Annotated in this window: 22 protein-coding genes; 15 read left to right on the top strand and 7 right to left on the bottom strand. The window is 69.2% G+C overall.

Going from position 1 to position 22505, the window contains the following annotated elements; genetic code table 11:
• Positions 1–150: 150 nt before the first annotated feature.
• Positions 151–726 (bottom strand): mismatch-specific DNA-glycosylase, encoded by a 576-nt coding sequence (locus ACFWQC_RS18910; protein ID WP_378681191.1) that lies wholly within the window; start codon positions 724–726, stop codon positions 151–153.
• A gap of 77 nt (positions 727–803) precedes the next feature.
• On the opposite strand from ACFWQC_RS18910, the gene ACFWQC_RS18905 reads away from it, so the two are divergent.
• The 5 genes from ACFWQC_RS18905 to ACFWQC_RS18885 all read left to right on the top strand — a co-directional run bounded on the left by ACFWQC_RS18905 (position 804) and on the right by ACFWQC_RS18885 (position 5484).
• On the top strand, positions 804–1355 hold the full coding sequence (locus ACFWQC_RS18905; protein WP_378681188.1) for a hypothetical protein: 552 nt from the start codon (positions 804–806) through the stop codon (positions 1353–1355).
• A gap of 10 nt (positions 1356–1365) precedes the next feature.
• Complete coding sequence (locus tag ACFWQC_RS18900) at positions 1366–2607, top strand: site-specific DNA-methyltransferase (RefSeq protein ID WP_378681185.1); 1242 nt, start codon at positions 1366–1368, stop codon at positions 2605–2607.
• Between the two features lie 22 nt (positions 2608–2629).
• Positions 2630–3457 (top strand): MBL fold metallo-hydrolase, encoded by an 828-nt coding sequence (locus ACFWQC_RS18895; RefSeq protein WP_378681182.1) that lies wholly within the window; start codon positions 2630–2632, stop codon positions 3455–3457.
• A 109-nt stretch (positions 3458–3566) separates the two neighbouring features.
• The gene (locus ACFWQC_RS18890; RefSeq protein ID WP_378681179.1) at positions 3567–4217 is read left to right on the top strand and encodes an HNH endonuclease family protein; all 651 of its coding nucleotides are present in this window, start codon (positions 3567–3569) and stop codon (positions 4215–4217) included.
• Positions 4218–4368: 151 nt separating this feature from the next.
• Positions 4369–5484: an aromatic acid exporter family protein gene (locus ACFWQC_RS18885; RefSeq protein ID WP_378681176.1), complete on the top strand. Its 1116-nt coding sequence runs from the start codon at positions 4369–4371 to the stop codon at positions 5482–5484.
• Here ACFWQC_RS18885 and ACFWQC_RS18880 read toward each other — a convergent pair whose 3' ends face one another.
• Complete coding sequence (locus tag ACFWQC_RS18880; protein WP_378681173.1) at positions 5485–6612, bottom strand: glutamate--cysteine ligase; 1128 nt, start codon at positions 6610–6612, stop codon at positions 5485–5487.
• Between the two features lie 83 nt (positions 6613–6695).
• On the opposite strand from ACFWQC_RS18880, the gene ACFWQC_RS18875 reads away from it, so the two are divergent.
• The gene (locus ACFWQC_RS18875) at positions 6696–8039 is read left to right on the top strand and encodes a threonine/serine exporter ThrE family protein (protein WP_378681170.1); all 1344 of its coding nucleotides are present in this window, start codon (positions 6696–6698) and stop codon (positions 8037–8039) included.
• 26 nt (positions 8040–8065) lie between these two features.
• On the opposite strand, the gene ACFWQC_RS18870 is transcribed toward ACFWQC_RS18875, so the two are convergent.
• The 3 genes from ACFWQC_RS18870 to ACFWQC_RS18860 all read right to left on the bottom strand — a co-directional run bounded on the left by ACFWQC_RS18870 (position 8066) and on the right by ACFWQC_RS18860 (position 11031).
• Positions 8066–8599, bottom strand: coding sequence for a DUF402 domain-containing protein (locus tag ACFWQC_RS18870; protein WP_378681168.1), 534 nt, complete (start codon positions 8597–8599; stop codon positions 8066–8068).
• 84 nt (positions 8600–8683) lie between these two features.
• Positions 8684–9520, bottom strand: a complete 837-nt coding sequence (locus tag ACFWQC_RS18865; protein ID WP_378681165.1) for an SDR family NAD(P)-dependent oxidoreductase — start codon at positions 9518–9520, stop codon at positions 8684–8686.
• Entirely contained in the window at positions 9517–11031 is a 1515-nt protein-coding gene (locus ACFWQC_RS18860; protein ID WP_378681162.1) for a flavin-containing monooxygenase, read from the bottom strand. Before ACFWQC_RS18860 ends, ACFWQC_RS18865 begins: the two co-directional genes overlap by 4 nt.
• A gap of 49 nt (positions 11032–11080) precedes the next feature.
• Between ACFWQC_RS18860 and ACFWQC_RS18855 the strand changes: the two genes are divergently transcribed.
• From ACFWQC_RS18855 to ACFWQC_RS18845, 3 genes are all read left to right on the top strand, one after another.
• Complete coding sequence (locus tag ACFWQC_RS18855; protein WP_378681159.1) at positions 11081–11671, top strand: TetR/AcrR family transcriptional regulator; 591 nt, start codon at positions 11081–11083, stop codon at positions 11669–11671.
• A gap of 155 nt (positions 11672–11826) precedes the next feature.
• On the top strand, positions 11827–12366 hold the full coding sequence (locus ACFWQC_RS18850) for a SigE family RNA polymerase sigma factor (protein ID WP_378681156.1): 540 nt from the start codon (positions 11827–11829) through the stop codon (positions 12364–12366).
• Positions 12363–13433 carry a nitrate- and nitrite sensing domain-containing protein gene (locus ACFWQC_RS18845; protein WP_378681154.1) on the top strand — a complete coding sequence of 357 codons (1071 nt, stop codon included), beginning with the start codon at positions 12363–12365 and terminating at the stop codon, positions 13431–13433. The genes ACFWQC_RS18850 and ACFWQC_RS18845 overlap by 4 nt, the downstream gene beginning before the upstream one ends.
• A 94-nt stretch (positions 13434–13527) precedes the next feature.
• Here ACFWQC_RS18845 and rocD read toward each other — a convergent pair whose 3' ends face one another.
• Complete coding sequence (rocD, locus tag ACFWQC_RS18840; RefSeq protein WP_378681151.1) at positions 13528–14766, bottom strand: ornithine--oxo-acid transaminase; 1239 nt, start codon at positions 14764–14766, stop codon at positions 13528–13530.
• Between the two features lie 235 nt (positions 14767–15001).
• Here rocD and ACFWQC_RS18835 point away from each other — a divergent pair, with 235 nt between their 5' ends.
• The 5 genes from ACFWQC_RS18835 (at position 15002) to glmM (ending at position 19451) form a co-directional block, all read left to right on the top strand.
• Positions 15002–16411: a FlgD immunoglobulin-like domain containing protein gene (locus ACFWQC_RS18835; protein ID WP_378681148.1), complete on the top strand. Its 1410-nt coding sequence runs from the start codon at positions 15002–15004 to the stop codon at positions 16409–16411.
• A complete protein-coding gene (locus tag ACFWQC_RS18830; protein ID WP_378681145.1) occupies positions 16408–16623 on the top strand; it encodes a hypothetical protein in 216 nt (71 codons plus the stop codon). Before ACFWQC_RS18835 ends, ACFWQC_RS18830 begins: the two co-directional genes overlap by 4 nt.
• Before the next feature lie 409 nt (positions 16624–17032).
• Entirely contained in the window at positions 17033–17476 is a 444-nt protein-coding gene (rplM, locus tag ACFWQC_RS18825; RefSeq protein WP_355019881.1) for a 50S ribosomal protein L13, read from the top strand.
• Between the two features lie 14 nt (positions 17477–17490).
• Entirely contained in the window at positions 17491–17991 is a 501-nt protein-coding gene (gene rpsI, locus ACFWQC_RS18820) for a 30S ribosomal protein S9 (RefSeq protein ID WP_183541754.1), read from the top strand.
• Positions 17992–18095: 104 nt separating this feature from the next.
• Positions 18096–19451: a phosphoglucosamine mutase gene (gene glmM / locus ACFWQC_RS18815; protein ID WP_378681140.1), complete on the top strand. Its 1356-nt coding sequence runs from the start codon at positions 18096–18098 to the stop codon at positions 19449–19451.
• A gap of 167 nt (positions 19452–19618) precedes the next feature.
• Here glmM and coaA read toward each other — a convergent pair whose 3' ends face one another.
• A complete protein-coding gene (coaA, locus tag ACFWQC_RS18810; protein WP_355019879.1) occupies positions 19619–20584 on the bottom strand; it encodes a type I pantothenate kinase in 966 nt (321 codons plus the stop codon).
• Positions 20585–20654: 70 nt separating this feature from the next.
• Here coaA and glmS point away from each other — a divergent pair, with 70 nt between their 5' ends.
• Complete coding sequence (gene glmS / locus ACFWQC_RS18805) at positions 20655–22499, top strand: glutamine--fructose-6-phosphate transaminase (isomerizing) (protein ID WP_378681136.1); 1845 nt, start codon at positions 20655–20657, stop codon at positions 22497–22499.
• The last annotated feature ends 6 nt before the right edge of the window (positions 22500–22505 follow it).

The raw sequence follows: 22505 nt of genomic DNA, 5'->3' as shown, positions 1-22505 counted from the left end.
CTCTGATGATCTCCTTTTCCACGATTCTCCGCCACGCCCCCGGATGGGGGGTGACGCTTCGGCCGACGGGGGTGACGCTTCGGCCGACGGGGGTGACGCTTCGGCCGACGGGGGTGACGCTTCGGCCGACGGGGGTGACGCTTCGGTAGGTCAGATGATGCCGGCGGCGCGGGCGGCGTCGGCGTACGCGGCGGCCAGGGTCGGGACGGTCTCGTGGGCGTTGAGGCCCGACGGGTTCGGTACGACCCAGAGCTCGGCGCCGGCCAGCGGCTCCGGCTGGCGGCCCTGCTTGGCCTTGGGGCGGTTGAACGCGGTCCGGTAGGCGGTGATCCCGGCGATTGCCACGACGGCCGGTTTCCGCTTCGTGACCAGGGAGAACAGCTCGGCGCCGCCCTCCTTGAGCTCGGCGTTGCCGAGCTCGGACGCCTTCGCGGTGGCGCGACGGACGATGTTGGTGAAGCCGATGCCCCGGGCCCGGAAGTAGTCGCGGTCCTCCGGCGTCATTCCTGCCGACGCGTCGATCGGACGGGTGGTGATCCCGGCCCGGAAGATCGCCGGATAGAAGCGGTTGAGCGGGTGCGCGAAGTGGGTCTGGGTCGCTGCCGTCCACAGGCCGGGGTTGATGCCGACGAAGAGGAGGCGCAGGGGCTGGTCGTCTGCTGGAAGGAGGTCGGGGACCGAGGCGCCGTAGTAGGTCTGGAGCTCGGCCTGGGTGAAGCGGGCCACGGCGTGATCCTTCCATCTCAGTAACGACGTGCGGGTCGGGGGTGCAACAGCAGGGTGCCGTGGGGAGTATGTGAAATATGCACCCCACGCGTCTTCTCCCACTCGCACTCGCTGCGACGGCGCTCCTGGTCTCCGCCTGCGGCACCGCCGATGAAGCGACCGACCCGGCCTCGAGCCCGCCGGCATCGTCTTCCGGATCCCCACTGTCCTCGACTGGTTCGGCGAAGCCGAAGCCTCAGCCCGAGCCGTCCCGCCCGCCGAGCTCGGAGAAGCCCGTACGCGGCCTGGTCGCCGCCGGCGGCGCGGCCGAGGGCGACCTGGAGAAGACCGCGACCCCCCTCCCGGACGAGGCTGCGATCAAGGCGTACGCAGCCACCCTCGGCACCTCGCTCCAGCAATCCTTCACCACGAAGGCGACCACGCTGCTCGCGCACGTTCCGGCGGGCCAGCGGCTCTATGCCCAGACGGTCTACGACGGCTGCGAGGCGCCGGACCCGGCGACCATCACCGCCTCGACGAGCGGCGGGGACGTGGTCCTCCAGGTCACCCCGCCGAAGAGCACCAAGATCCAGTGCCTGGTGGCGGAGCGATCGGTCGCGTTGCTCTCGACTGATATCACCGTCGGCTAACGTTCCACGCGTGCGGGAGCCGTGGAACACCTTCGTCGAGGGCGACAACCTCGATGTGCTCCAGGCGCTTGCGCGGGCGGATGAGAAGTTCGACCTGATCTACATCGACCCGCCCTACAACACCGGCAGCCTCTTCGCCTACCACGACGACCGGCGCGGGAAGGACGGCCGGCGGGCCGGTCGCCACGAGGCCTGGGTCGCGATGATGAGGCCCCGGCTGCAGGCGGCGCGCACCGTGATGTCGGAGCGCGCGGCGATCTACGTCTCCATCGACGACAACGAGGCCGCCCACCTCAAGGTCCTGATGGACGAGGTCTTCGAGGAGCGCAACCAGCTCGCGCAGATCGTGGTCAACCTCAACCCCAAGGGCCGCCAGCTCGGCAACGGGTTCGCGACGTCCCACGAGTACCTGCTGGTCTACGCCAAGGACGCCCGCGCCTGCGCGCTGGAGTCGAGCATCCCCGAAGCCGTCAACGAGCGGGACTTCCCGCTCGTCACCGACGACGGGCGCCACTACCGGCGGCTGCCGCTGCGCAACACCAACAAGAAGTTCAACCCGGCGACCGCCAGGACCCTCCACTTCCCGGTATGGGGTGACCCGGACTCCGGGCGCGTCGCGGTCGAGCCGTTCGCAGGCGGCCAGGAGATCTGGCCGGTCTTCGGGGACGGTCGCCCGGCGGTCTGGCGGTGGAGCGCCCCGCTGATCGCGGCCCGTCCCGACGATCTGATGTGCCGTCGCGTACGCGGGAAGCTGGGAGAGCGGGTCGACGTCTACCAGCGCGACTGGCTCGCCCGTGACGCCTCGGGCGAGGCCCGCCGCAAGAAGCTCACCACGATCTGGCTGGCCGAGGAGATCGGCTCGACCGACTCCGCCGTCGCGGAGCTGAAATCGCTGGTGGGGCCGTTGTTCGAGTCGCCGAAGCCGACCGGCCTGATCCGGCGGATCCTGGCCACGATGCCGACCGACGCGCGGGTCCTCGACTTCTTCGCCGGATCCGGCACCACCGGCCACGCGGTCGCGCTGGCCAACGTCGAGGACGGGGCGCGGCGTACGTGCTGGTCGGTCCAGATCGCCGAGACGACCCGGCCCGGATCGAACGCGGCCAAGGCCGAGATGGCGTACGTCTCCGACGTCACCCGCGCGCGGCTGCGGGCCGTGGTCGCGGCCCACGGCAACGGCGGCGTGGAGGAGTTGGTCGAGCGCGACCTGGGTGAGCTTCTCGAGACGTCTGGTGTGACGCGGGGCGCGTAGAAGGCGTGGCAGGATCGCGGCCATGGCCCTCAGCGCTCCCCGCCTCCGGATCGGCTCGACCGAGATCATCGCCCTCGCCGACGGCGAGGGCCCGTTCTTCTCCCCGCGCGCCGATGCCTTCCCCGAGGCCACGGCCGCTCAGTGGGCCGAGGTCGACCGCTACGATCCGGGCGCAGTCGACGCCGAGGGCCGCTGGCGGCTCCAGTTTCGTGCCTACGCGATCCGCGGCGACAAAGGCATCACCGTCGTGGACGCCGGGATCGGTCCGGCGGACGGCCCGGCCGCCTCGTGGGCGCCCGTGCCCGGTGTGCTTCCCCGGTCGCTCGACGCTGCGGGCATCGATCCGGCCGAGGTCGACACCGTGGTGCTCACCCATCTGCACACCGACCACGTCGGATGGGCGGTCGTGACCGAGGCCGACGGCCGCCGACCCTACTTCCCGAACGCCGACTACCTGCTCCAGCGGGCTGAGTACGACGCCCTCAACGCGCTCAACCCCCAGCTTCGCGAGACCCTCACCGACCCGCTCGTGGCGGCCGGTCGGCTCCGGCTCCTCGACGGCGACACACCTCTGCGCGCCGGGCGGGCGGTCGCCACGCCCGGTCATACGCCGGGGCACCAGAGCGTGCTGGTCGACGAGGGGCGCGAGCTGGTGCTCGTCACCGGCGACCTCCTGGTACACGCGCTCCAACTGCTCCACCCCGAGCTCGCCTACTCGCACGAGATCGACCCTGAGGCGGCCAGGCACTCGAGGGAGCGCATGCTCAGCCGCGAAGCCTCCAGTACGCCTCACCTGGCGACGCTTCACCTGGCGACGCCGCATCTGACGGAGCCGTTCATCTCGGTGTGATGGTGCCGCTGGGTGAACTTCTCGAAAAATCTGGTAACCGCGTTACATGGGCCGCGTAAAACGCGGCATCGTCTGGGGTCGACCGAACACCTCACCTCGGGAGACCCCCATGAAACTCCGTGGCCTGTTCATCATCGCCTGCGGCGCCCTCGTGCCGCTCACCATTCCGGCGGCAGCACACGCCGAGACCTACTCCCAGCCGCTCTCGACCGCCATCGGCGACCTCACGGTCGCGGCCGAGAACCGCACCGGCTACAGCCGTGACCTCTTCCAGCACTGGATCGACGCCGACGGCGACGGCTGCAGCACCCGCAACGAGGTGCTGATCGCGGAGGCCGAGGAGGCCCCCACCGTCGGCTCCAGCTGCTCGCTGTCGGGCGGCCGCTGGTACTCCTACTACGACGGTCTCTCCTGGACCGCCACCAGTGACATCGACATCGACCACATGGTCCCGCTCGCGGAGGCCTGGGACTCCGGGGCCCGCACCTGGACCTCCACCGAGCGCAAGAACTACGCCAACGACCTCGGCTACTACGGCTCCCTCGTCGGGGTCACCGACAACGAGAACCAGGAGAAGTCCGACTCCGACCCGGCCGGGTGGATGCCCGACCAGCAGAAGTGCCGCTATCTGAAGGAGTACGTCTCGGTGAAGATCCGCTGGCGCCTCTCCGTCGACAGCACCGAGAAGTCCGCTCTCACCAACCTCACCTCCGCCAACGGCTGCGGCAGCCAGTCCGTCTCGGTGACCCTCGCGCGCTGACCCTTCCCTGCCGAGGCGTCACCCCGGTCGGCCGAGGCGTCACCTGCGTCGGCCGAGTGGGCACGGCGATGCCCACTCGGCCAGCGGGGCTGACGTCTCGGCCGACGCGGGCGACGTCTCGGCAGGGCCTGGGCCCGATAGGATCTCTGGCATGGCGTTCTCTGCCCCACGGGTCACACGTGACCAGGTGGAGTCCGACGTACGTCGCCGGCTGGCGCGGCTGAAGTCGAAGCGGTGGCACGTGCTGCAGGCCGCAGGGGCAGCTGGCGTGGCCTGGTTCATCGCGGCCACCCTGCTCGGCCACGCCCAACCCGTCTTCGCGCCGATCGCGGCGGTGGTCAGCCTCGGCACCTCCTACGGCCAGCGGCTGAGGAGGGTGACCGAGGTGACCATCGGGGTCGCGCTCGGGGTGTTCCTGGGCGACGTCGTGGTGCAGGTCATCGGTGACGGTGCCTGGCAGATGACCCTGGTCGTCGCGATGGCCATGGCGGTGGGGATCTTCATCTCCTCGGGCCAGGTCTTCCGCAACCAGGCCGCGGTGCAGTCGATCTTCGTGATGGGGCTGCTGCCGACGCCCGGCGCGGCGTTCACGCGCTGGACCGACGCGCTCATCGGCGGTGCGGTCGCGCTGGTCGCGGCCTCGATCGTGCCCGCCGCGCCGCTGCGGCGGCCCGGGGAGCAGGCGGCCGTGGTGGCCAAGAAGATCGCCTCGCTGCTGCGCGCGGCCGGCCAGGTGATGCTCGACGCCGACGCGGTCCACGGGCTCAAGGTGCTCGCCGACGCGCGTGCCACCGACCCGCTGATCCGCGAGCTGCAGGACGCTGCCGAGGAGGGCATGTCGGTGCTGACCTCCTCGCCGTTCCGGTTCCGACATCGCAGTCACGTGCACCGGATAGCCGAGATCGTCGAACCTCTCGACCGCGCGCTGCGCAGCACCCGGGTGCTGGTGCGGAGGGCCGCGGTGTCGGCCTACCGCGGCGATGTCGTGCCCGAGAGCTACTACCAGCTGGCCTTCGGGCTCGCCGATGCCGTCGACGTCGTCGAGGCCGAGCTCCGCGCTGGCCGCGGCCCGGACGGACTGAGCCAGGAGGCCAGGTCGGTGCTGCTCGCGGTCGGTGAGCAGTCGGCGGAGGTGGAGCGTACGGAATCGCTCAACGCCGAGGTCATCCTCGTCCAGATCAGGTCGATCATCGTCGACCTGCTCGGGGTCACCGGGATGGGACAGTTCGAGGCCACCGACGCGCTGCCGCCGCTGCCGCCGCGCTGACTAGAGCGACCCGCGCAGGTCGCGTACGACCGAGTCGACGACCGCGACCAGGTCGCCCTCGGTGGAGGCCGCGATGGCGCGTTGTCGCTGGTAGGAGGCACCCTTGTGGATGATGTCGTGCACCCCGGCGAGCTCCTTCTCGCAACCCAGGCGCGCGGCCACCGGCTCCAGGCGCACCAGCAGGTCGGCGAGGTCGTCGGTGACGAGCCGCTCCTCGGAGGCGTCGTTGAGGATCACGATCGCGTCCAGGCCGTAGCGGGCTGCGCGCCACTTGTTCTCCTGGACGTGCCACGGCGGCATCGTCGCCACCGGCTCCCCGGCCGCCACCCGGGAGTCCAGGTCGACACAGAGACAGTGCGCCAGCGCGGCGATCGCGGCCAGCTCCTGGATCGTGGAGACCCCGTCGCAGATCCGGTTCTCGATGGTGCCGATCCGGGGCGAGGGCCGGATGTCCCAGCGGATCTCGCTGATGTCCTCGATCACGCCGGTGACGGACTGGTCCGAGACGTACGCCTCGAACTCCTGCCACGTCGTGAACTGGAACGGCAGCCCGGCGGTCGGCAGCTGCTGGAACATCAGCGCCCGGTTGGAGGCGTAGCCGGTGTCCACACCCGCCCAGATCGGTGACGAGGCCGACAGCGCCTGGAAGTGTGGGTAGTAGGTCAGCAGCCCGTTGAGCACCGGCAGCAGCCGGTCCCGCTCCGGCATCCCGACGTGCACGTGTACGCCCCAGATCAGCATCTGCCGCCCCCACCACTGGGTGCGGTTGATCAGCTCCTGGTAGCGATGCCCCGCGGACAGCTCCTGCGTCGTCCAGGACGCGAACGGATGGGTCCCGGCGCCGAACAGATCCACGCCCAGATCGTCACCGGCGCCGACCACGCCGACGGTCGTCTCACGGATCTGGTCCATGGCCTCCTCGACCGTCCCGCAGACTCCCGTGACGATCTCGACGGTGTTGCGCAGCAGCTCCTTGTGGATCCGCCCGGGGTGGGGAACCCGGGGCTTGGCCCGGGCGAAGAGATGATCCGCGACGTTGACCAGATCCCGGGTCTCGCGGTCGACGAGCGCGAGCTCCCACTCGACGCCGAGCGTCGGCCGGGGGGAGGGGTGGAAGTCGATCCGCATGTATTGAGCGTTCCTTGCACGAGCCCGTTTGTCGAGCATCGTGAATGCCTGTCGTTCACCGGCCCGATGGCACCATTTGACCGGTGGACGCGCGTGAGGTGAACCTGACTCTGGACTTCTGCCTCCGCGTCGGTGAGCTGCTGATCTCAACCGGCGCCGGGGCCGCTGACGTGACCGCGACGATGAGGTCGCTCGCCCAACATCTGGGCCTTCGCGAGGCCGAGGTCGACGTCACGTACACGAGCCTCTCGATGAGCTATCAGGCCGATCCCGAGGCGATCCCGGTCCACACCACCCGCCAGGTCAAGAACCGCACCATCGACTACGACCACCTCACCGCCGTCGACCACCTGGTCCGCCAGGTCGTACGCGACGAGGTGGACCTCCAGGGCGCCCGGATCGCGCTCGGTCGCATCATCTCCGGCGGCCACCGCCGGCCGCGCTGGGCGGTGACGCTCGGCATGGCGGTGATGGCCGCCGCGTTCACCGTCTACGTCGGTGGTGAGCTCTGGGTGATCGTCCTCTCCTTCATCTCCGGCGCCGCGATCGACCAGCTGCAGCACTTCCTCCACCGCCGTTGGCGGCTGCCGCTCTTCTACCTGCAGGTCGCCGGTGCGGGCCTGGCCACGCTGCTCGCGGTCATCGCCGCGGCGCTCCCGCTGGACCTCGACGTCTCCACCTCGATCACCGCCAACATCACCGTGATGCTGGCCGGGATCAGCTTCATGGGTGCCCTCCAGGACGCCCTGACCGGGTTCCATGTCACCGCCAGCGCGCGGATCATGGAGGCGCTGGTATCGACGGCCGGAATCATCGCCGGGGTCACCGGCGGTCTGGTCTTCGCGGGCGCGGTCGGGGTGCCGATCCACGGTGGGGTGGCGAGCAACGTCAGCACGCTGCAGTCGATCACCCTCGCCACCGCGGGCGGAGCGGTCGGCGCCGCGGCCTTCGCCTATGCGGCGTACGCGCCCAAGCGGACGCTCGCTCCGATCGCGGTCATCGCCGGCGTCGCCGTGATCCTGTCGATCGTCGTACCCGGCGACGTCGGGCGCACCTGGCGGGTGGCCGTGGCCGCCCTCTTCATCGGTCTGATCGCCTACTCGGTCGCCACCCGGCTGAAGGTGCCGCCGCTGGTCGTCGTGGTCTCCTCGGTGGTGCCGTTCCTGCCCGGTTACTCGATCTACCGCGGTCTCACGATGCTCGCCCAGGAGACGCCGGCGACCACCTCGGTCGGCCTGGTCGCCCTCTTCACCGCGGCCTCGGTCGCACTCGCCCTCGCCTCCGGCGTCTACCTGGGCGAGTTCATCGCCCAGCCGCTCAGTCGCCGGTCGTGGCGGATCGAGACGCGCCTGTCCGGGCCGCGCCTGGTCGGTCCGTTGCGGAAGGACCGGGCCACCCCGGTGCCTGTCGCCGAGACGGACACATAGGGCGCTGCGGCAGGGCGTTCCTTCGGCTACTTACCTTGATGAAGGCTCAGCGCCTCGAACCAGCGCTCGGGGGTGGCGTCGTACGGCGCCTGGCTCTCCTTGACCGCGAGGAAGACGCGCTCGGCGGAGCCCTCGGTCATCGAGATGATCTCGGGCGGGTAGCCGTACTCGAGCTGGTGGTGCTCGAACTCGTCCTCGTCGTCGATGTAGACCGAGCCGTCGAACTTCTTGACCACGTCGAGGTCCAGGTCGATGCAGGTGACCGTCGAGTCCTGCCACACCGGCGGGGTGCACATGTCGACATATATCTGCGAGCTGACCCGGTCGTTGGGCCGGTTGAACGCGGGGAAGTGGGCCGCGTCGTGGTGGGGCACCAGGCTGACCGACTCCCAGTCGGCGACCCAGCCATGACCGGGGCGGGCGAACTCCGTGCCGACCGGATGACCGATCCACTCGCCGTGCTCGTCCTCGCCGAGGTAGATGCCCGTGAAGGACCAGTGAGGCCGGCCACCCCACTTCGTGAACTCGACACGAACAGGATGACCGGCCTCGAAGCGCATGCGCTCAGTCTATGAGGTCGGGCTGGGGCGGGCATGCCTGCTGCGCGCCGCTCGCGACGACATGACGCCCCAGCCCAACCTCAGTCAGCCGTTCTTCTTGGGCATCACGTACTTGGCCCCCAGGGCGATGAGGTCCTGGTAGCGCGAGCCGGTGAACTTGCCGAAGTTGTGGATCACGTGGGCGTCGAGGCCGACCAGCACGCGGGCCTGCTTCTTCTCGATGCCCTTGACGATGATCTCCGCGGCGCGGGCCGGCTCCATCTTGGCGAGCTTCTCGTCGAAGAACTTCGCGGTCGCGGCCTGGTCGTCCTTCGCCGAGACGCGGGCGCTGCGGGCGACCGCGGTCTTGATGCCACCGGGGTGTACCGAGGTGACACCGACGTTGTGACCGTCGATCAGCATCTCCTCGCGCAGCGCCTCGGTGAAGCCGCGCACGGCGTACTTCGCCGCGTTGTAGAAGGCCTGGTCGGGCATCGAGACCAGCCCGAACAGCGAGGAGATGTTCACGATGTGCGCGTCGCCGGACTCGATCAGGGCGGGCAGGAAGAGCTTCGTGCCGTGCACGACGCCCCACCAGTCGATGCCCATGATCCAGTCGATGTCCTCCCAGTCGAGGTCGTTGACCCGGCCCGACAGTGCGACGCCGGCGTTGTTGATCACCACGTTGACCTGGCCGAAGTGGGAGATGACGCCCTCGGCGTACGTCTTGAAGGCCTCGCGGTCGGCGACGTCGAGCCTGTCCTCCTTGATCTCGCGGGCCCCGGCCTGCTTGGCGAGCTCGACGGTCTCGGCCAGGCCGGCCTCGTTGACGTCGGAGAGCGCCAGCCGGGCGCCGCGGCCGGCCAGGTTGACCGCGAGGGCGCGGCCGATCCCGGAGCTGGCTCCGGTGAGTACGACTACCTTGTCGTCGAAGGACTTCATGCGGGGACACTCTCCTTGGTCGTGGTGGCGGCGGTGACGGCGTACTTGTCGACGTCGAACTTGCTGGTCAGGTGGCGGAACAGGAAGGTGAAGCTCGGCCAGAGGGTGGTGTTGCGGCCGTGCTCGTCGAGATACCAGGACGCGCAGCCGCCCTCGGACCAGACGGTGTTGTCCATCTTGCGCTGCAGGTCGTCGTTCCAGGCGGAGGTGGCGTCCTCGGTGGGTTCGACGGTGGCGTAGGAGTTCGTACGCATCGTGCGGATCGCGTCGCGGACGTACGCCACCTGCGACTCGATCATGTAGACCATCGAGGAGTGGCCGAGGCCGGTGTTGGGCCCGACGATGAAGAAGAGGTTGGGGAACTCGGGGACCGTGGTGCCCTTGTAGGCGCTCATCCCGGTCTCCGCGAACCGCTCGGCCATCGTCCGGCCCTTGCTGCCGGTGACGGCGTGCGCGATCGGTAGGTCCGTGGTGTAGAAGCCGGTCGCCACGACGAGGACGTCGATCTCGCGGCTGGTGCCGTCCTTGGCGACGATCGCGTTCTCGCTCACCCGGTCGATTCCGTCAGTGATCAGGTCGACGGTGTCGGCCGCGAGTGCCGGGTAGTAGGCGTTGGAGATCAGCGTGCGCTTGCAGCCGAGCGTGTAGTCGGGAGTGACCTTGCGACGCAGCTCGGGGTCCTTGATGCCGCGGCGGATGTTGTTCTGCGCCATCAGCTGGTGGGCCAGGGTGAGCTTGGGCTGCACGGCGAGGCCGAGGACGCGGACCTCGAGGCCCCAGTAGACCGCCGCGCGGGCGAGCCGCTGGACGCCGGGGACGTGGCGGAAGGCGGCCTTCTCGAGCTTGGAGTAGCGGTGCTCGTTGCGCGGGAGGACCCACGGCGCGGTGCGCTGGTAGACGTCGAGGCGACCGGCCTTCTTCTGGATCTCCGGGACGATCTGGATCGCGCTCGCGCCGGTGCCGATCACCGCGACGCGCTTGCCGGTGAGGTCGACGTCGTGGTTCCAGTGGGCGGAGTGGAAGATCTCGCCCTGGAAGGTGTCGATGCCCGCGATGTCCGGGAGCTTGGGCTCGGAGAGTGCGCCGGGGCCGGCGATGACGGTGGTCGCTGCGTACGTCTTCTTCCCCGCCTTGCCCTCGGTCTCGACGAGCCAGCGCTGCCGGGTCTCGTCCCAGGTCGCGGCGGTCATCGCGGTGTCGAAGACGAAGCGGTCCAGCGTGCCGGACTGCTCGGCGACCTTCTTGATGTACGCCTCGATCTCCGGCTGGGGCGAGAAGCTCATCGACCAGTCGGGGTTGAGCGCGAAGGAGTAGCTGTAGAGCTGGCTGGGGACGTCGCAGGCGGCGCCGGGGTAGGTGTTGTCGCGCCAGGTGCCGCCGACGCCGGAGCCCTTCTCGATGACGACGAAGTCGCGCTCGCCGTCCTCCTCGAGCTTGATCGCCGCGCACAGGCCTCCGAAGCCGGCACCGACGATCAGGTGGTCGACATGGGTGAGGTCAGCAGTGGTCATACTTCGAGTATGGCTTGCCTATTGAACAGGTGTCAATAGAATGGATGGCATGAGCCAACGGACGAGACTGACGCCCGAGCAACGCCGCGAGCAGCTGCTCGACCTGGGCATTCGCCTCTTCGCGAACCACTCCCTCGACGAGATATCGATCGACGTGGTCGCGCGTGAGGCCGGCATCTCGCGCGGGCTGCTCTACCACTACTTCGGCGACAAGATGGCCTTCCGTGAGGCGGTCGTACGCCGCGCCGCCGACGCGCTCGTCGCCCAGACCGCCCCGCCCTCGACGGGAGAGCCGGTCGAGCGGCTGCTGGCGTCGATGACCGCCTACGTGGACTTCGTCGACGCCAACTACGAGGGGTACGTCTCCATGGTCCGCGGGGCCGCCAGTGACCCCGTCCTGCGCCAGATCTACGACGACGCCTTCGGCGCTCTCGGGGTCCGGATCTTCGATGCCGGTGTCGACTTCGTTGCTGACACCCCGGCCGCCCGCTTGGTCGTCAGGGGATGGCAGGCGATGTCCGAGGAGCTGGTGCTGTCGTGGAAGGCAGATCCCGCGGGGCTGTCACGTGAGGAGCTGCTGGGGCTCCTCGCGGGGTCGCTGCCGGTGCTGCTGGAGCTGCTCGGGCCCGGAGAGCTGTAACACGTCGTTCGTAGGACTATCCGGTCGTTCTTATAGGGCGAGTAGTCCTACGAACGACGTGTTACAGAGGTATCTCTGGATCTGATTCTGGGTCCCAACCGATCAACGACTGGTTACGTCAACTGGGAGTCGGGGGTTGGAACCGGAGGAGGAGAATGGTGAGTCGGGACGAGGAGTTCACCGCCTACGTCAGGGAGAGACGCGCGCACCTGTACCGCGCGGCCTACCTGCTGTGCGGCGACGAGCATCGCGCCGAAGACATCGTGCAGCTGACGCTGTCGAAGGTGTACGCGGCGTGGCGGCGGGTGCAGAAGGCCGACAGCGTCGATGCCTACGTACGCCGCGTGCTGGTCAACAGCCACCTGGACGAGGGCCGCCGCCCGTGGCGGCGCGAGCGTCTCGGTGAGGTGGCGGAGCGACCTGCGCCGACGGGTCTCGGTGCTGAGGACCACGACGAGCTGTGGACCGCGCTGCGATCCCTTCCTGCAGGTCAGCGCAGGGTCGTCGTGCTCCGACACTACTGGGGTCTGTCGGTCGAGGAGACTGCCGCCGACCTCGGCATCAGCAGCGGGACGGTCAAGAGTCAGACCTCGGCTGCGCTGGCCAACCTGCGCCGCACGCTCCGTCCCGACGACGCTGCCCCCGACGCTGCTCCCGATGCTGCTCCCGATGCTGCCCGAGGAGGCCGGCGATGAACACTTTCGACGACGACGCCCTGATGCGTGAGCGCCTCTACCGCATCGGCGCCACCGCTCCGGTCCCGCGCCTGGACCCCTCCGAGGACGTACGCCGCGGCCGCCGCCGCGTGCTGCGCGCCCGCCTGATTGCGACCGCCGGGACCGTCCTGGCGGTCGGGATCATCGGTATCGCCGGGGTCGCACTGAGGCCGATGGTGACGGACCGGGCCACCGATCCGGCAGGGTCGCCGACCGCTACGTCGACCTCTTCGGTACGTCGGGCCGAGTCGGTCGCGCAGGCGCTGCCCAGCGGGTTCGTCCTGGCGATCAACTTGATGTTGGAGCGCCACGCCGCCCTGGAGGGCGCCCCCGACGTGGTGCTGAAGCGGATGCACAACTCGACCGATGAGGCCATCGTGACCTGGACCGCGAAGGCAGTGGAGATCGACACCGGCGCGGACCCGGCGCTCGCGAACGCACTTTCCAGCATCCAGCAGTCGTTGGACGGCGTGGCGCAGCTGCGATCCGACATCCGTGAAGGTCCGACCCGGGTGGAGGGCGAGCTGGCGTACGTGGCGCTCTCCAACGATCTTCTCGCGGTCGCGACGCTTGTGCCGTCGGTCGGCGACGCCGAGGTCGACGCCGAGATCGAGGCACTCGGTGCCATGGCTCTGGCCCTCGAGTCGTTCGGCGAGCAGAGGGTCGTCATGACGAAGGCTCTCCTCAGGCGGCAGGCATCGCAGGCCGCGGGCGCTGAGTCCGTCGATGACATCAGCGCGGCCGATCTGTCCTCGCTCGCCCAGGCCGAGGCCGCCTGGCGTCGATCGCTCGCGGACTTCTACACCTCGACCTCGGACCCTCAGCGCGACTCCCTGGACCAGATCACCGACGGCACCTCGACCGAGGGGGCCGCCGGGGTTCCTGCCCAACAGGCGGTCGGCCAGGTCCTGTCGGCCGGCAGCCTGGACGGAGTCACGATCACGCCGGACCAATACGTGGAGTCCTGGACCGAGCTGATCCGCGGCCTGCACCAGCTGTCCGTCGCGGCGGCGAACGAGATCATCGCCGACCTCGCGGCGCTATAGATGAGGTGACACGACCTCAGCTCGACATACGACGGGACGTTCTTGTCGGTCTACCAAGTGGTAACCGACAAGAACGTCCCGTCGTATCTCTGGGTCAGGCCGCGACGGCTGCCTCGAGCTGGTCGAGGGCCCAGTGGAGGTCCTCCTCGGCGATCACCAGGGGCGGCGCGAGGCGGATGGTGGAGCCGTGGGTGTCCTTGGCGAGTACGCCGCGGGCCAGGAGGCGCTCGCAGATCTCGCGACCGCTGGCGATGGCCGGGTCGATGTCCACGCCGGCCCACAGGCCGCGGGAGCGGAAGCCGATGATGCCCTTGCCGACCATGGCCAGCAGCCGGTCGCGCAGGACCTGGCCGAGCGCCTCGGCGCGGGCCTGGAACTCGCCGGTCTCGAGCAGGTCGACGACGGCGGTGCCGACGGCACAGGCGAGCGGGTTGCCACCGAAGGTGGAGCCGTGCTGGCCGGGGCCGATGACGCCGAGCACGTCGCGGTCGGCGACGACGGCCGAGACCGGGACGATGCCGCCGCCGAGGGCCTTGCCGAGGATGTACATGTCCGGCTTCACGCCGGCGTGGTCGCAGGCGAAGGTGTAGCCGGTGCGGCCGAGCCCGGCCTGGATCTCATCGGCGGCGAAGAGCACGTTCTCGCGGGTGCAGACCTCGCGCAGCCCGATCAGGAAGTCGTCGCCGGGGATGACGACGCCGGACTCGCCCTGGATCGGCTCGACCAGCACGGCCACCGTGTTCGGGGTGATGGCTGCCTCGATCGCGGCGAGGTCGGCGTAGGGGACCATCACGAAGCCGGGAGCGAACGGGCCGAAGCCGTCGCGCGCGTCGGCGTCGTCGGAGAAGCCGACGATCGTGGTGGTGCGGCCGTGGAAGTTGCCGGCCATCACGATGATCTCGGCCTGGTCGGCGGGGACGCCCTTCACGTCGTAGCCCCACTTGCGGGCGACCTTGATCGCGGTCTCGACGGCCTCGGCGCCGGTGTTCATCGGCAGCACCATGTCCTTGCCGCACATCGCGGCCAGGCGCGTGGTGAACTCGGCGAACTGGTCGTGCACGAACGCACGCGAGGTGAGAGTGACCTTGTCGAGCTGCTCACGGGCTGCCGTCAGCAGGGCGGGGTGGCCGTGACCGAAGTTCAGCGCGCTGTAGCCGGCCAGCATGTCGAGGCAGCGGCGGCCGTCGACGTCGGTCACCCACGCGCCCTCGGCGTGGCTGATCACCACCTCGAGGGGGTGGTAGTTGTGCGCGGAGTGCGCCTCGGCAGCCGCGAAGGCGGCGGGGGTCAAGCTGGTCGCAGCGGTGGCCTGAGCCTCGTTGAGCAGGGTCATCGCACTCCTCCATCTGTGGGGCGTTCTCGGTGATCTGAGCCAAGATCATCTGATTGTCAGACAATCCTACGATCAGGCTACGCCAGATGTCTCATCGTTGTCTTCCGGTCGGTAACACCGCGGCAAATCCCGGTGCGGACGGTGCGCCCTGGGGTATAGGTTTCGTCCGCCTCGCGTTCTCTGACAGCGAAGCGACCCAGACCGTCTCGGGCAGAAGACTCGGAGGAACCCACAGATGCGCATCCGCGCACTGGTGGCGGCTGCTGCCGTCGCCCTGATCGTGCCGGCGGTGCCGGCTTTCGCGACGGAGACCCCGTCGACCACCACCGACCCGTCGGAGACGGCCCCCGCCGACCCGTCGCAGCCCGATCCCGGAACGGAGGCCGAGACGGGAACCGTGACCGAGCCGGAGACGGGGCCGGAGACGGGGCCCGCGACCGAGCCGGAGCCCGAGACCGAGCCCGCCACGGAGGGCGTAGCGGAGGAGCCGACCGCCGCCGTGGTGACCACTGTCGTGATCACCGTCCCCGCCACGACCCCAGCTGGGGGTGCGACGTTCCCCGTGACGTACGACGTCGAGAACGTCGAGGGGCTCGGGGCGAACCCGGTGGCGAACTGGACGATCAGCGGCTCGAACGGCACCTCGCCGAGCGGCCCGCAGTCGGCGCCGATCACGCTCGACGCCGACGGCGTCGGGACGGTCCAGGCGACGATGCCGACCGCGACCGACAGCTACCGGATCACCGCGTTCATCGAGGGCGAGGGCGGCGCGACCGACTCCGTCACCGCCGATCTCGGTGCCGTCGACGCCACCAAGCCGGTCGTCACCCTGAGCCGCAACCTGACGACCTTCTACCCCTACAAGGACGGCTACCGCGACACGGTCACGGCGAAGTTCACCGTGAACGAGACCGTCGGCCTCACCGCCAAGGTGGTCACCGCCGGCGGCACCCTGGTCCGCACCCTGGGCTCGTCCTCGAGCTTCTCCGGCACCTCGTCCTACGCGTGGAACGGCTACAACAACGCCGGCACCCGGGTCTCGGGCACCTACTACATCCGCGTCGAGACCAAGGACAGGGCCGGCAACGCCACCGCCGCCCAGATCTCGGTCGCCGCGTCCGCCAAGAAGCTGACCTGGAAGACCTACAGCAGGACGGTCACCGCCGCGGACGCCCTCAACTACAAGTACGTCGGCTCCTGCTCGACCCTCAAGGCGCCCGCTCGCAGCGACTGGTCCGAGTCCCGCGGCCTGCGCTCGAACGTACGCTGCAAGGCGTCCGGCACCAGCTCCAAGGCGACCGTCTACACCGAGAACGTCAAGTGCCTGCCGAAGTCGGTCGACGGCAACTACCGCAACCTGTCCCTCAAGCACTACGGCGGCCGCCCGAAGGGCTACACCAAGAACGTCTACATGGTCTCCCATGTTCTGCGTCCGTCCGACTGGGCGTCGCGCCAGCGCCACCAGTTCGGCAACTCGGTCAAGTGGAAGACGATGGCGTCCGTCGCCTCGCCCAACACCCTGATCCAGAGCCGCACGTCGACGCAGTACTGCCCCGCCGTGTGGTGGACCGCCGGGCTCAACTCGAGCTCGCGCTACGACATCTGGAAGTACTCGGTCGGCATCCAGTACCGCGTGCTGGCGTGACCGTGTCGAGCAAGCTGATCCTGGCCGCGGCAGCGGTGCTGGTCGCAGGCGGTGCCGTCGGCGGCGCCCTCGCGCTCACCGGCGAGGACGAGCCGAAACGACCGGTGGTCGAGAAGAACCAGACCACCCCGCCCGGGCCCGAGAAGCACCCCGATCCGGAGGAGGTCACCGACCTCTTCGCCCCCGAGGGTGAGGTCGGCGTCGACCGCTAGCCGACATCGAGCAGGAGAAGACGTACGCCGCCGGGCACGGTCCCGGCGGCGTACGTCTGTGGTTTTCAGGAGAGCAGAAGGCCTGTCACAGCCTCATCACAGGAACCGGACGGACACTGGAAACCAGGGTCAGCCGAGCTGACCCTCCCAAGAACGCGTACGCCGCCCGGCTCCCCGACCGGCGGCGTACGTCTTGATTTGTCTATGCCGTGCGGGGGCTCGTAACCTTGTGAGGTCGTGACTCCTGCCGCGTCCTGATCATATTCGCACGGTCGGGGACGCAGATCCGGATGACTGTCGCTGGGACCACCCAGAGGACAGGGCAAGCCGGGCCGTGTTCGTCAGAAGCCACGCAGCACGATCCCGGTGCGCATCCGTGCGCCGGGTCCAACGAACTAAGAAGGCACAAGTGCGTACTTACGCTCCCAAGCCGGGCGACATCGAGCGGGCCTGGCTCGTGATCGACGCGACCGACGTCCGTCTCGGCCGTCTCGCTGTCCAGACCGCTGAGCTCCTGCGCGGCAAGCACAAGCCGATCTTCGCGCCCAACGCGGACACCGGCGACTTCGTCATCGTCATCAACGCCGAGAAGGTCTCCCTCTCCGGCAACAAGGCCAAGACCAAGCTGGCCTACCGCCACTCGGGCTACCCGGGCGGTCTGACCGCGACCCCGATCGGCGAGATCCTCGAGAAGGACGCTCGCAAGGCGATCGAGACCGCTGTGTGGGGCATGCTGCCGAAGAACAAGCTCGGCCGCCAGATGCTCAAGAAGCTCAAGGTCTACTCCGGTCCGACGCACCCGCACGTCGCGCAGCAGGCCGTTCCGTTCGAGATCAAGCAGATCGCCCAGTGAGCCAGGACCAGAACATGACTGAGAACACCGCAGAGGTCGAGGAGACCTTCGAGACCGACGAGCAGGGCGTTGCTTTCACCTCCGAGAGCGCCCCGTCCGCCGACACCCCCGAGCGCCCGGCGACCATCGCCCCGGCCGCCGCGACCGGCCGCCGCAAGGAGTCCGTGGCCCGCGTCCGGATCGTCCCGGGCACCGGTTCGTGGACCATCAACGGTCGCACCATCGAGGACTACTTCCCCAACAAGCTGCACCAGCAGATCGCGAACGAGCCGTTCGCCGCGCTGCAGCTCGAGGGTCGCTTCGACGTGATCGCCCGCATCGACGGCGGCGGCATCGCCGGTCAGGCCGGCGCGCTGCGTCTCGGCGTGGCCCGCTCGCTCAACATCGTTGACGAAGAGGCCAACCGCCCGACCCTGAAGAAGGCCGGTCTGCTGACCCGCGACGCCCGCGTCGTGGAGCGCAAGAAGGCCGGTCTCAAGAAGGCCCGCAAGGCCTCGCAGTTCAGCAAGCGCTGATCGCCCAGCAGATCGCCTAGCATTGTTGGGGTGCCTCGGCTCGCCGAGGCACCCCGACTCATTTTTCGGGCGGGGGCCGACGTACGAAAGAAGGTCACACGGACGTGGCACGCCTTTTCGGCACTGACGGAGTTCGTGGTCTCGCGAACGGCGAGATCCTCACCGCCTCGCTCGCCCAGAACCTGGCGACCTCGGCGGCACTGGTCCTGACCGAGGAGCTGCGTGACTCCGGCAGCGGACGCAAGCCGCTGGCGGTGGTCGGCAACGACTCGCGCGTCTCCGGGCAGTTCCTGCAGGCCACGGTGGCCGGCGGTCTGGCCTCGGCCGGCTGCGACGTGATCGACGTCGGCGTGCTGCCGACGCCCGGGGTCGCCTACCTCACCGCGGCCCTCCAGGCCGACCTCGGTGTGGTCATCTCGGCCTCGCACAACCCGATGCCCGACAACGGCATCAAGTTCCTCCAGCGCGGCGGGCACAAGCTCGACGACGTGCTCGAGGACCGGATCGAGGCACACCTCGACGAGCCCTGGGACCGCCCCACCGGCGCCTCGGTGGGCCGGATCTCGTCCCACGAGAACCCCGTGGAGACGTACGCAGCCCACCTGATCTCCACCCTGGAGCGCCGCCTCGACGGGCTGACCGTCGTCGTCGACTGCGCCAACGGCGCGGCCGCAGCCGCGGGCCCGCTTGCCCTGGACCAGGCCGGGGCGAAGGTGATCGCGATCAACGACGTCAACGACGGCCTCTCGATCAACGACGGGGTCGGTTCGACCCATCCGGAGATGCTCCAGAAGGCGGTCCTCGAGCACGACGCCGACGTCGGGTTCGCCTGGGACGGCGACGCCGACCGCTGCCTGGCCGTCGACGGTGAGGGCAACCTCGTCGACGGCGACCAGCTCATCGCGATCCTCGCCCTCGGGCTCCACGACGCCGGCCGGCTCCCGGGCGACACCGTGGTCGTCACCGTGATGAGCAACCTCGGCTTCGTCAAGGCGATGGACGCCGCGGGCGTCCACGTCAAGCAGACCGCCGTGGGTGACCGCTACGTGCTCGAGGAGATGCGCCGGGGCGGCTACGCCATCGGTGGCGAGCAGTCCGGCCACATCATCATGAGCGAGCACGCCACCACCGGCGACGGCATCCTCACCGCGCTCCACGTCCTGCAGCGGATGTCCCTCACCGGCCGCACCCTCGCCGACCTCGCCTCCGTCGTCACCCGCCTCCCGCAGGTCCTGCTCAACGTCAAGGGCGTCGACAAGGCCCGCTGCAAGACCGACGACGGGCTCCTCGAGGCCGTCGCCACCGAGGAGAAGGCTCTCGCCGGCTCCGGCCGGATCCTGCTGCGCCCGTCGGGCACCGAGAACCTCGTACGTGTCATGGTCGAGGCCCCCACGCACCACGAGGCCGAGGCCTGTGCCGAGCGGCTCGCGGACGTGGTCCGGTCCCGCCTGGCCCTCTGACCAGCCACCGTCGGTCGAGCCGCCACGACCGCTGGTCGAGCCGCCGGAGCCGCTAGGCGGAGGCGTGTCGAGACCAACACGTCCCGATCGAGCGCGGAGGGCGCCGTGTTGGTCTCGACACGGGTTCGTTCGTTCCTCACGAACCCGGCTCGACCGACGGGGTGGGATCAGATCTTGCGGAGCCTCACATACCGCACCGAGTGGTCGCGGTCCTTGCGGAGGACGAGGGTGGCGCGGGAGCGGGTGGGGAGGACGTTCTCGCGGAGGTTGGGGCCGTTGATCTCGTTCCAGATCTCGGTGGCGCGGGTGATGGCCTCGTCGTGCGACAGGGCGGCGTACTTCGTGAAGTAGGACGACGGGTCGCGGAAGGCGGTCTCGCGCAGCCGCAGGAACCGCTCGACGTACCACTGCTTGATGTCGCGGGAGTCGGCGTCGACGAAGACGGAGAAGTCGAAGAAGTCCGAGAGGGCGAGGGCGATGGTGCCGTCGGCGCGGACCCGGGAGGGCTGCAGGACGTTGAGACCCTCGAGGATGACGATGTCGGGCTTCTTGACCAGCACGGTCTGGTCGGTGACGTCGTAGGTCAGGTGTGAGTAGATCGGCGCGCGCACCTCGTCCTCACCCGACTTGAGGTCGACGAGGAAGCGGAGCAGGGCCTTGCGGTCGTACGACTCCGGGAAGCCCTTGCGCTCCATCAGTCCGCGACGCTCGAGCTCGGCGTTGGGGTAGAGGAACCCGTCGGTGGTGACCAGGGCGACGTTGGGGTGCTCGGGCCAGTGGGCGAGCATCTGCTGCAGCACACGAGCCGTGGTCGACTTGCCGACGGCGACGGATCCGGCAACGCCGATGACGAACGGCGTACGTTCCGGCATCGTCTTGCCGAGGAACAGCTCCTGCTGGTCGTGGAGCTTGTCCGAGGCGCTCACGTAGAGGCTCAGCAACCGGCTCAGCGGCAGATAGACCTCCTCGACCTCCTTGAGGTCGATCTGGTCGCCCAGGCCCCGCAGAGACTCGATCTCGGCCTCGGTCAGCGGACTCTCGGTCTCGGTCGCGAGCTCGGCCCACGCACTACGGTCGAGCTCGACGTAGGGCGAGGAGCCGCGGTCATCGCCGTGTGGCCCGGGGTGTGACATGGCAACGATTGTTACGCACATGCGCCGCCGCTTCCTGCTGGGGTCCACGAGAGCCGTAGGATCATCCGCCATGTGCGGCATCGTTGGGTACGTCGGAGACCGGTCGGCGCAGGACGTCGTGATCGATGGCTTGCGGCGGTTGGAGTACCGCGGCTATGACTCGGCCGGGATCGCTCTGATCGCGGACCAGAAGCTGGCGGTGGACAAGCGGGCCGGCAAGCTCGCCAACCTGGAGAAGGCGATCGCGGGTACGCCGCTGCCGGCGTCGACGACCGGGATCGGCCACACCCGCTGGGCGACCCACGGCGGTCCGACCGACGGCAACGCCCACCCGCACGTCGGGCGCACCGGCCGCGTCGCGGTCGTGCACAACGGCATCATCGAGAACTTCGCCGAGCTGCGGGCCTCGCTGGAGACCGACGGACACGAGTTCACCTCGCAGACCGACACCGAGGTCGCCGCCCACCTGCTCGAGCGCGAGGTCGTCGGCGGGGCCGACCTGACCATCGCGATGCAGAAGGTCTGCTCGATCCTCGAAGGTGCGTTCACCTTCGTCGCGATCGACGCCCAGGACCCGTCCCGGGTCGTCGCCGCCCGGCGCAACAGCCCGCTCGTGGTCGGTCTCGGCGAGGGGGAGTCGTTCCTCGGCTCCGACGTCGCCGCCTTCATCGAGCACACCCGCGAGGCGATGGAGCTCGACCAGGACCAGGTCGTCACCATCACCCGCGACGGCGCGACCGTCACGAACTTCGACGGCACCCCTGCCGAGGGCTGCCGCTTCCACGTCGACTGGGACCTCGCCGCCGCCGAGAAGGACGGTCACGACTGGTTCATGCGCAAGGAGATCCTCGAGCAGCCTCGTGCGGTCGCCGACTCGCTGCTGGGGCGGCGTACGCCTTCGGGGTCTCTGCACCTCGACGAGATGCGGCTCGATGACGACGAGCTGCGCGAGGTCACCAAGATCATCATCATCGCCGCGGGGACGTCGTTCTATGCCGGGATGGTCGCGAAGTACGCCATCGAGCACTGGTGCCGGATCTCGGTCGAGGTCGAGCTGGCCTCCGAGTTCCGCTACCGCGACCCGATCCTCGACAACTCCACCCTGGTGGTGGCGATCTCGCAGTCCGGCGAGACCGCCGACACGCTGCAGGCGATCCGGCACGCGCGCTCGCAGCGCTCCAAGGTGCTGGCGATCTGCAACACCAACGGCTCCACGATCCCGCGCGAGTCCGACGCGGTCATCTACACCCACGCCGGCCCGGAGATCGGGGTCGCCTCGACCAAGGGATACGTCACCCAGCTGGTCGCCTGCTACCTGCTCGCGCTCTACCTGGCCCAGGTCAAGGGCACCATGTACGGCGACGAGATCGACGGCGTGATGACCCAGCTCGAGGCGATGCCCGACGCGGTCGCGAAGGTCTTGGAGACCGCACCGCAGGTCTACGAGCTGGCTCGTGAGTATGCGGACCGCCGGGCCTTCCTGTTCCTCGGGCGCCACGCCGGCTACCCGGTGGCGCTGGAGGGCGCGCTCAAGCTCAAGGAGCTCGCCTACCTGCACGCCGAGGGGTTCGCCGCCGGTGAGCTCAAGCACGGTCCGATCGCGCTGGTCGAGGAGGGCCTGCCGATCTGGTGCATCGTGCCCCCGCGGGGACGTGACTTCCTGCACGACAAGATGCGCTCGGGGATCATGGAGGTGCGGGCGCGCGGCGCGCGCACCATCGCCCTGGTCGAGGAGGGCGACGACTCGGTCGACTCGGTCTCCGACACGATCATCCGGCTGCCCAAGGTGCCGGTGCTCCTGCAGCCGCTCGTCGCGGTCGTGCCGCTGCAGCTCTTCGCCTGCCAGCTCGCCACCGAGCTCGGCTACGACGTCGACCAGCCGCGCAACCTCGCCAAGTCCGTCACGGTCGAGTGATGGCGC

Source organism: Nocardioides sp. NPDC058538, from assembly GCF_042719275.1.
In the GTDB taxonomy this organism is placed as follows: domain Bacteria; phylum Actinomycetota; class Actinomycetes; order Propionibacteriales; family Nocardioidaceae; genus Nocardioides.
Note: the sequence above shows the minus strand (reverse complement) of the source record. Positions and strands in the feature narration are given on the sequence as shown.

Excerpts from the sequence above, each read along its gene's own strand:
- ACFWQC_RS18905 (WP_378681188.1), top strand. The coding sequence starts at position 804 with ATGCACCCCACGCGTCTTCTCCCACTCGCACTCGCTGCGACGGCGCTC.
- ACFWQC_RS18895 (WP_378681182.1), top strand. The coding sequence starts at position 2,630 with ATGGCCCTCAGCGCTCCCCGCCTCCGGATCGGCTCGACCGAGATCATC.
- ACFWQC_RS18890 (WP_378681179.1), top strand. The coding sequence starts at position 3,567 with ATGAAACTCCGTGGCCTGTTCATCATCGCCTGCGGCGCCCTCGTGCCG.
- ACFWQC_RS18885 (WP_378681176.1), top strand. The coding sequence starts at position 4,369 with ATGGCGTTCTCTGCCCCACGGGTCACACGTGACCAGGTGGAGTCCGAC.
- ACFWQC_RS18880 (WP_378681173.1), bottom strand. The coding sequence starts at position 6,612 with ATGCGGATCGACTTCCACCCCTCCCCCCGGCCGACGCTCGGCGTCGAG.
- ACFWQC_RS18870 (WP_378681168.1), bottom strand. The coding sequence starts at position 8,599 with ATGCGCTTCGAGGCCGGTCATCCTGTTCGTGTCGAGTTCACGAAGTGG.
- ACFWQC_RS18865 (WP_378681165.1), bottom strand. The coding sequence starts at position 9,520 with ATGAAGTCCTTCGACGACAAGGTAGTCGTACTCACCGGAGCCAGCTCC.
- ACFWQC_RS18860 (WP_378681162.1), bottom strand. The coding sequence starts at position 11,031 with ATGACCACTGCTGACCTCACCCATGTCGACCACCTGATCGTCGGTGCC.
- ACFWQC_RS18855 (WP_378681159.1), top strand. The coding sequence starts at position 11,081 with ATGAGCCAACGGACGAGACTGACGCCCGAGCAACGCCGCGAGCAGCTG.
- ACFWQC_RS18850 (WP_378681156.1), top strand. The coding sequence starts at position 11,827 with ATGGTGAGTCGGGACGAGGAGTTCACCGCCTACGTCAGGGAGAGACGC.
- ACFWQC_RS18845 (WP_378681154.1), top strand. The coding sequence starts at position 12,363 with ATGAACACTTTCGACGACGACGCCCTGATGCGTGAGCGCCTCTACCGC.
- rocD (WP_378681151.1), bottom strand. The coding sequence starts at position 14,766 with ATGACCCTGCTCAACGAGGCTCAGGCCACCGCTGCGACCAGCTTGACC.
- ACFWQC_RS18835 (WP_378681148.1), top strand. The coding sequence starts at position 15,002 with ATGCGCATCCGCGCACTGGTGGCGGCTGCTGCCGTCGCCCTGATCGTG.
- rpsI (WP_183541754.1), top strand. The coding sequence starts at position 17,491 with ATGACTGAGAACACCGCAGAGGTCGAGGAGACCTTCGAGACCGACGAG.
- coaA (WP_355019879.1), bottom strand. The coding sequence starts at position 20,584 with ATGTCACACCCCGGGCCACACGGCGATGACCGCGGCTCCTCGCCCTAC.
- glmS (WP_378681136.1), top strand. The coding sequence starts at position 20,655 with ATGTGCGGCATCGTTGGGTACGTCGGAGACCGGTCGGCGCAGGACGTC.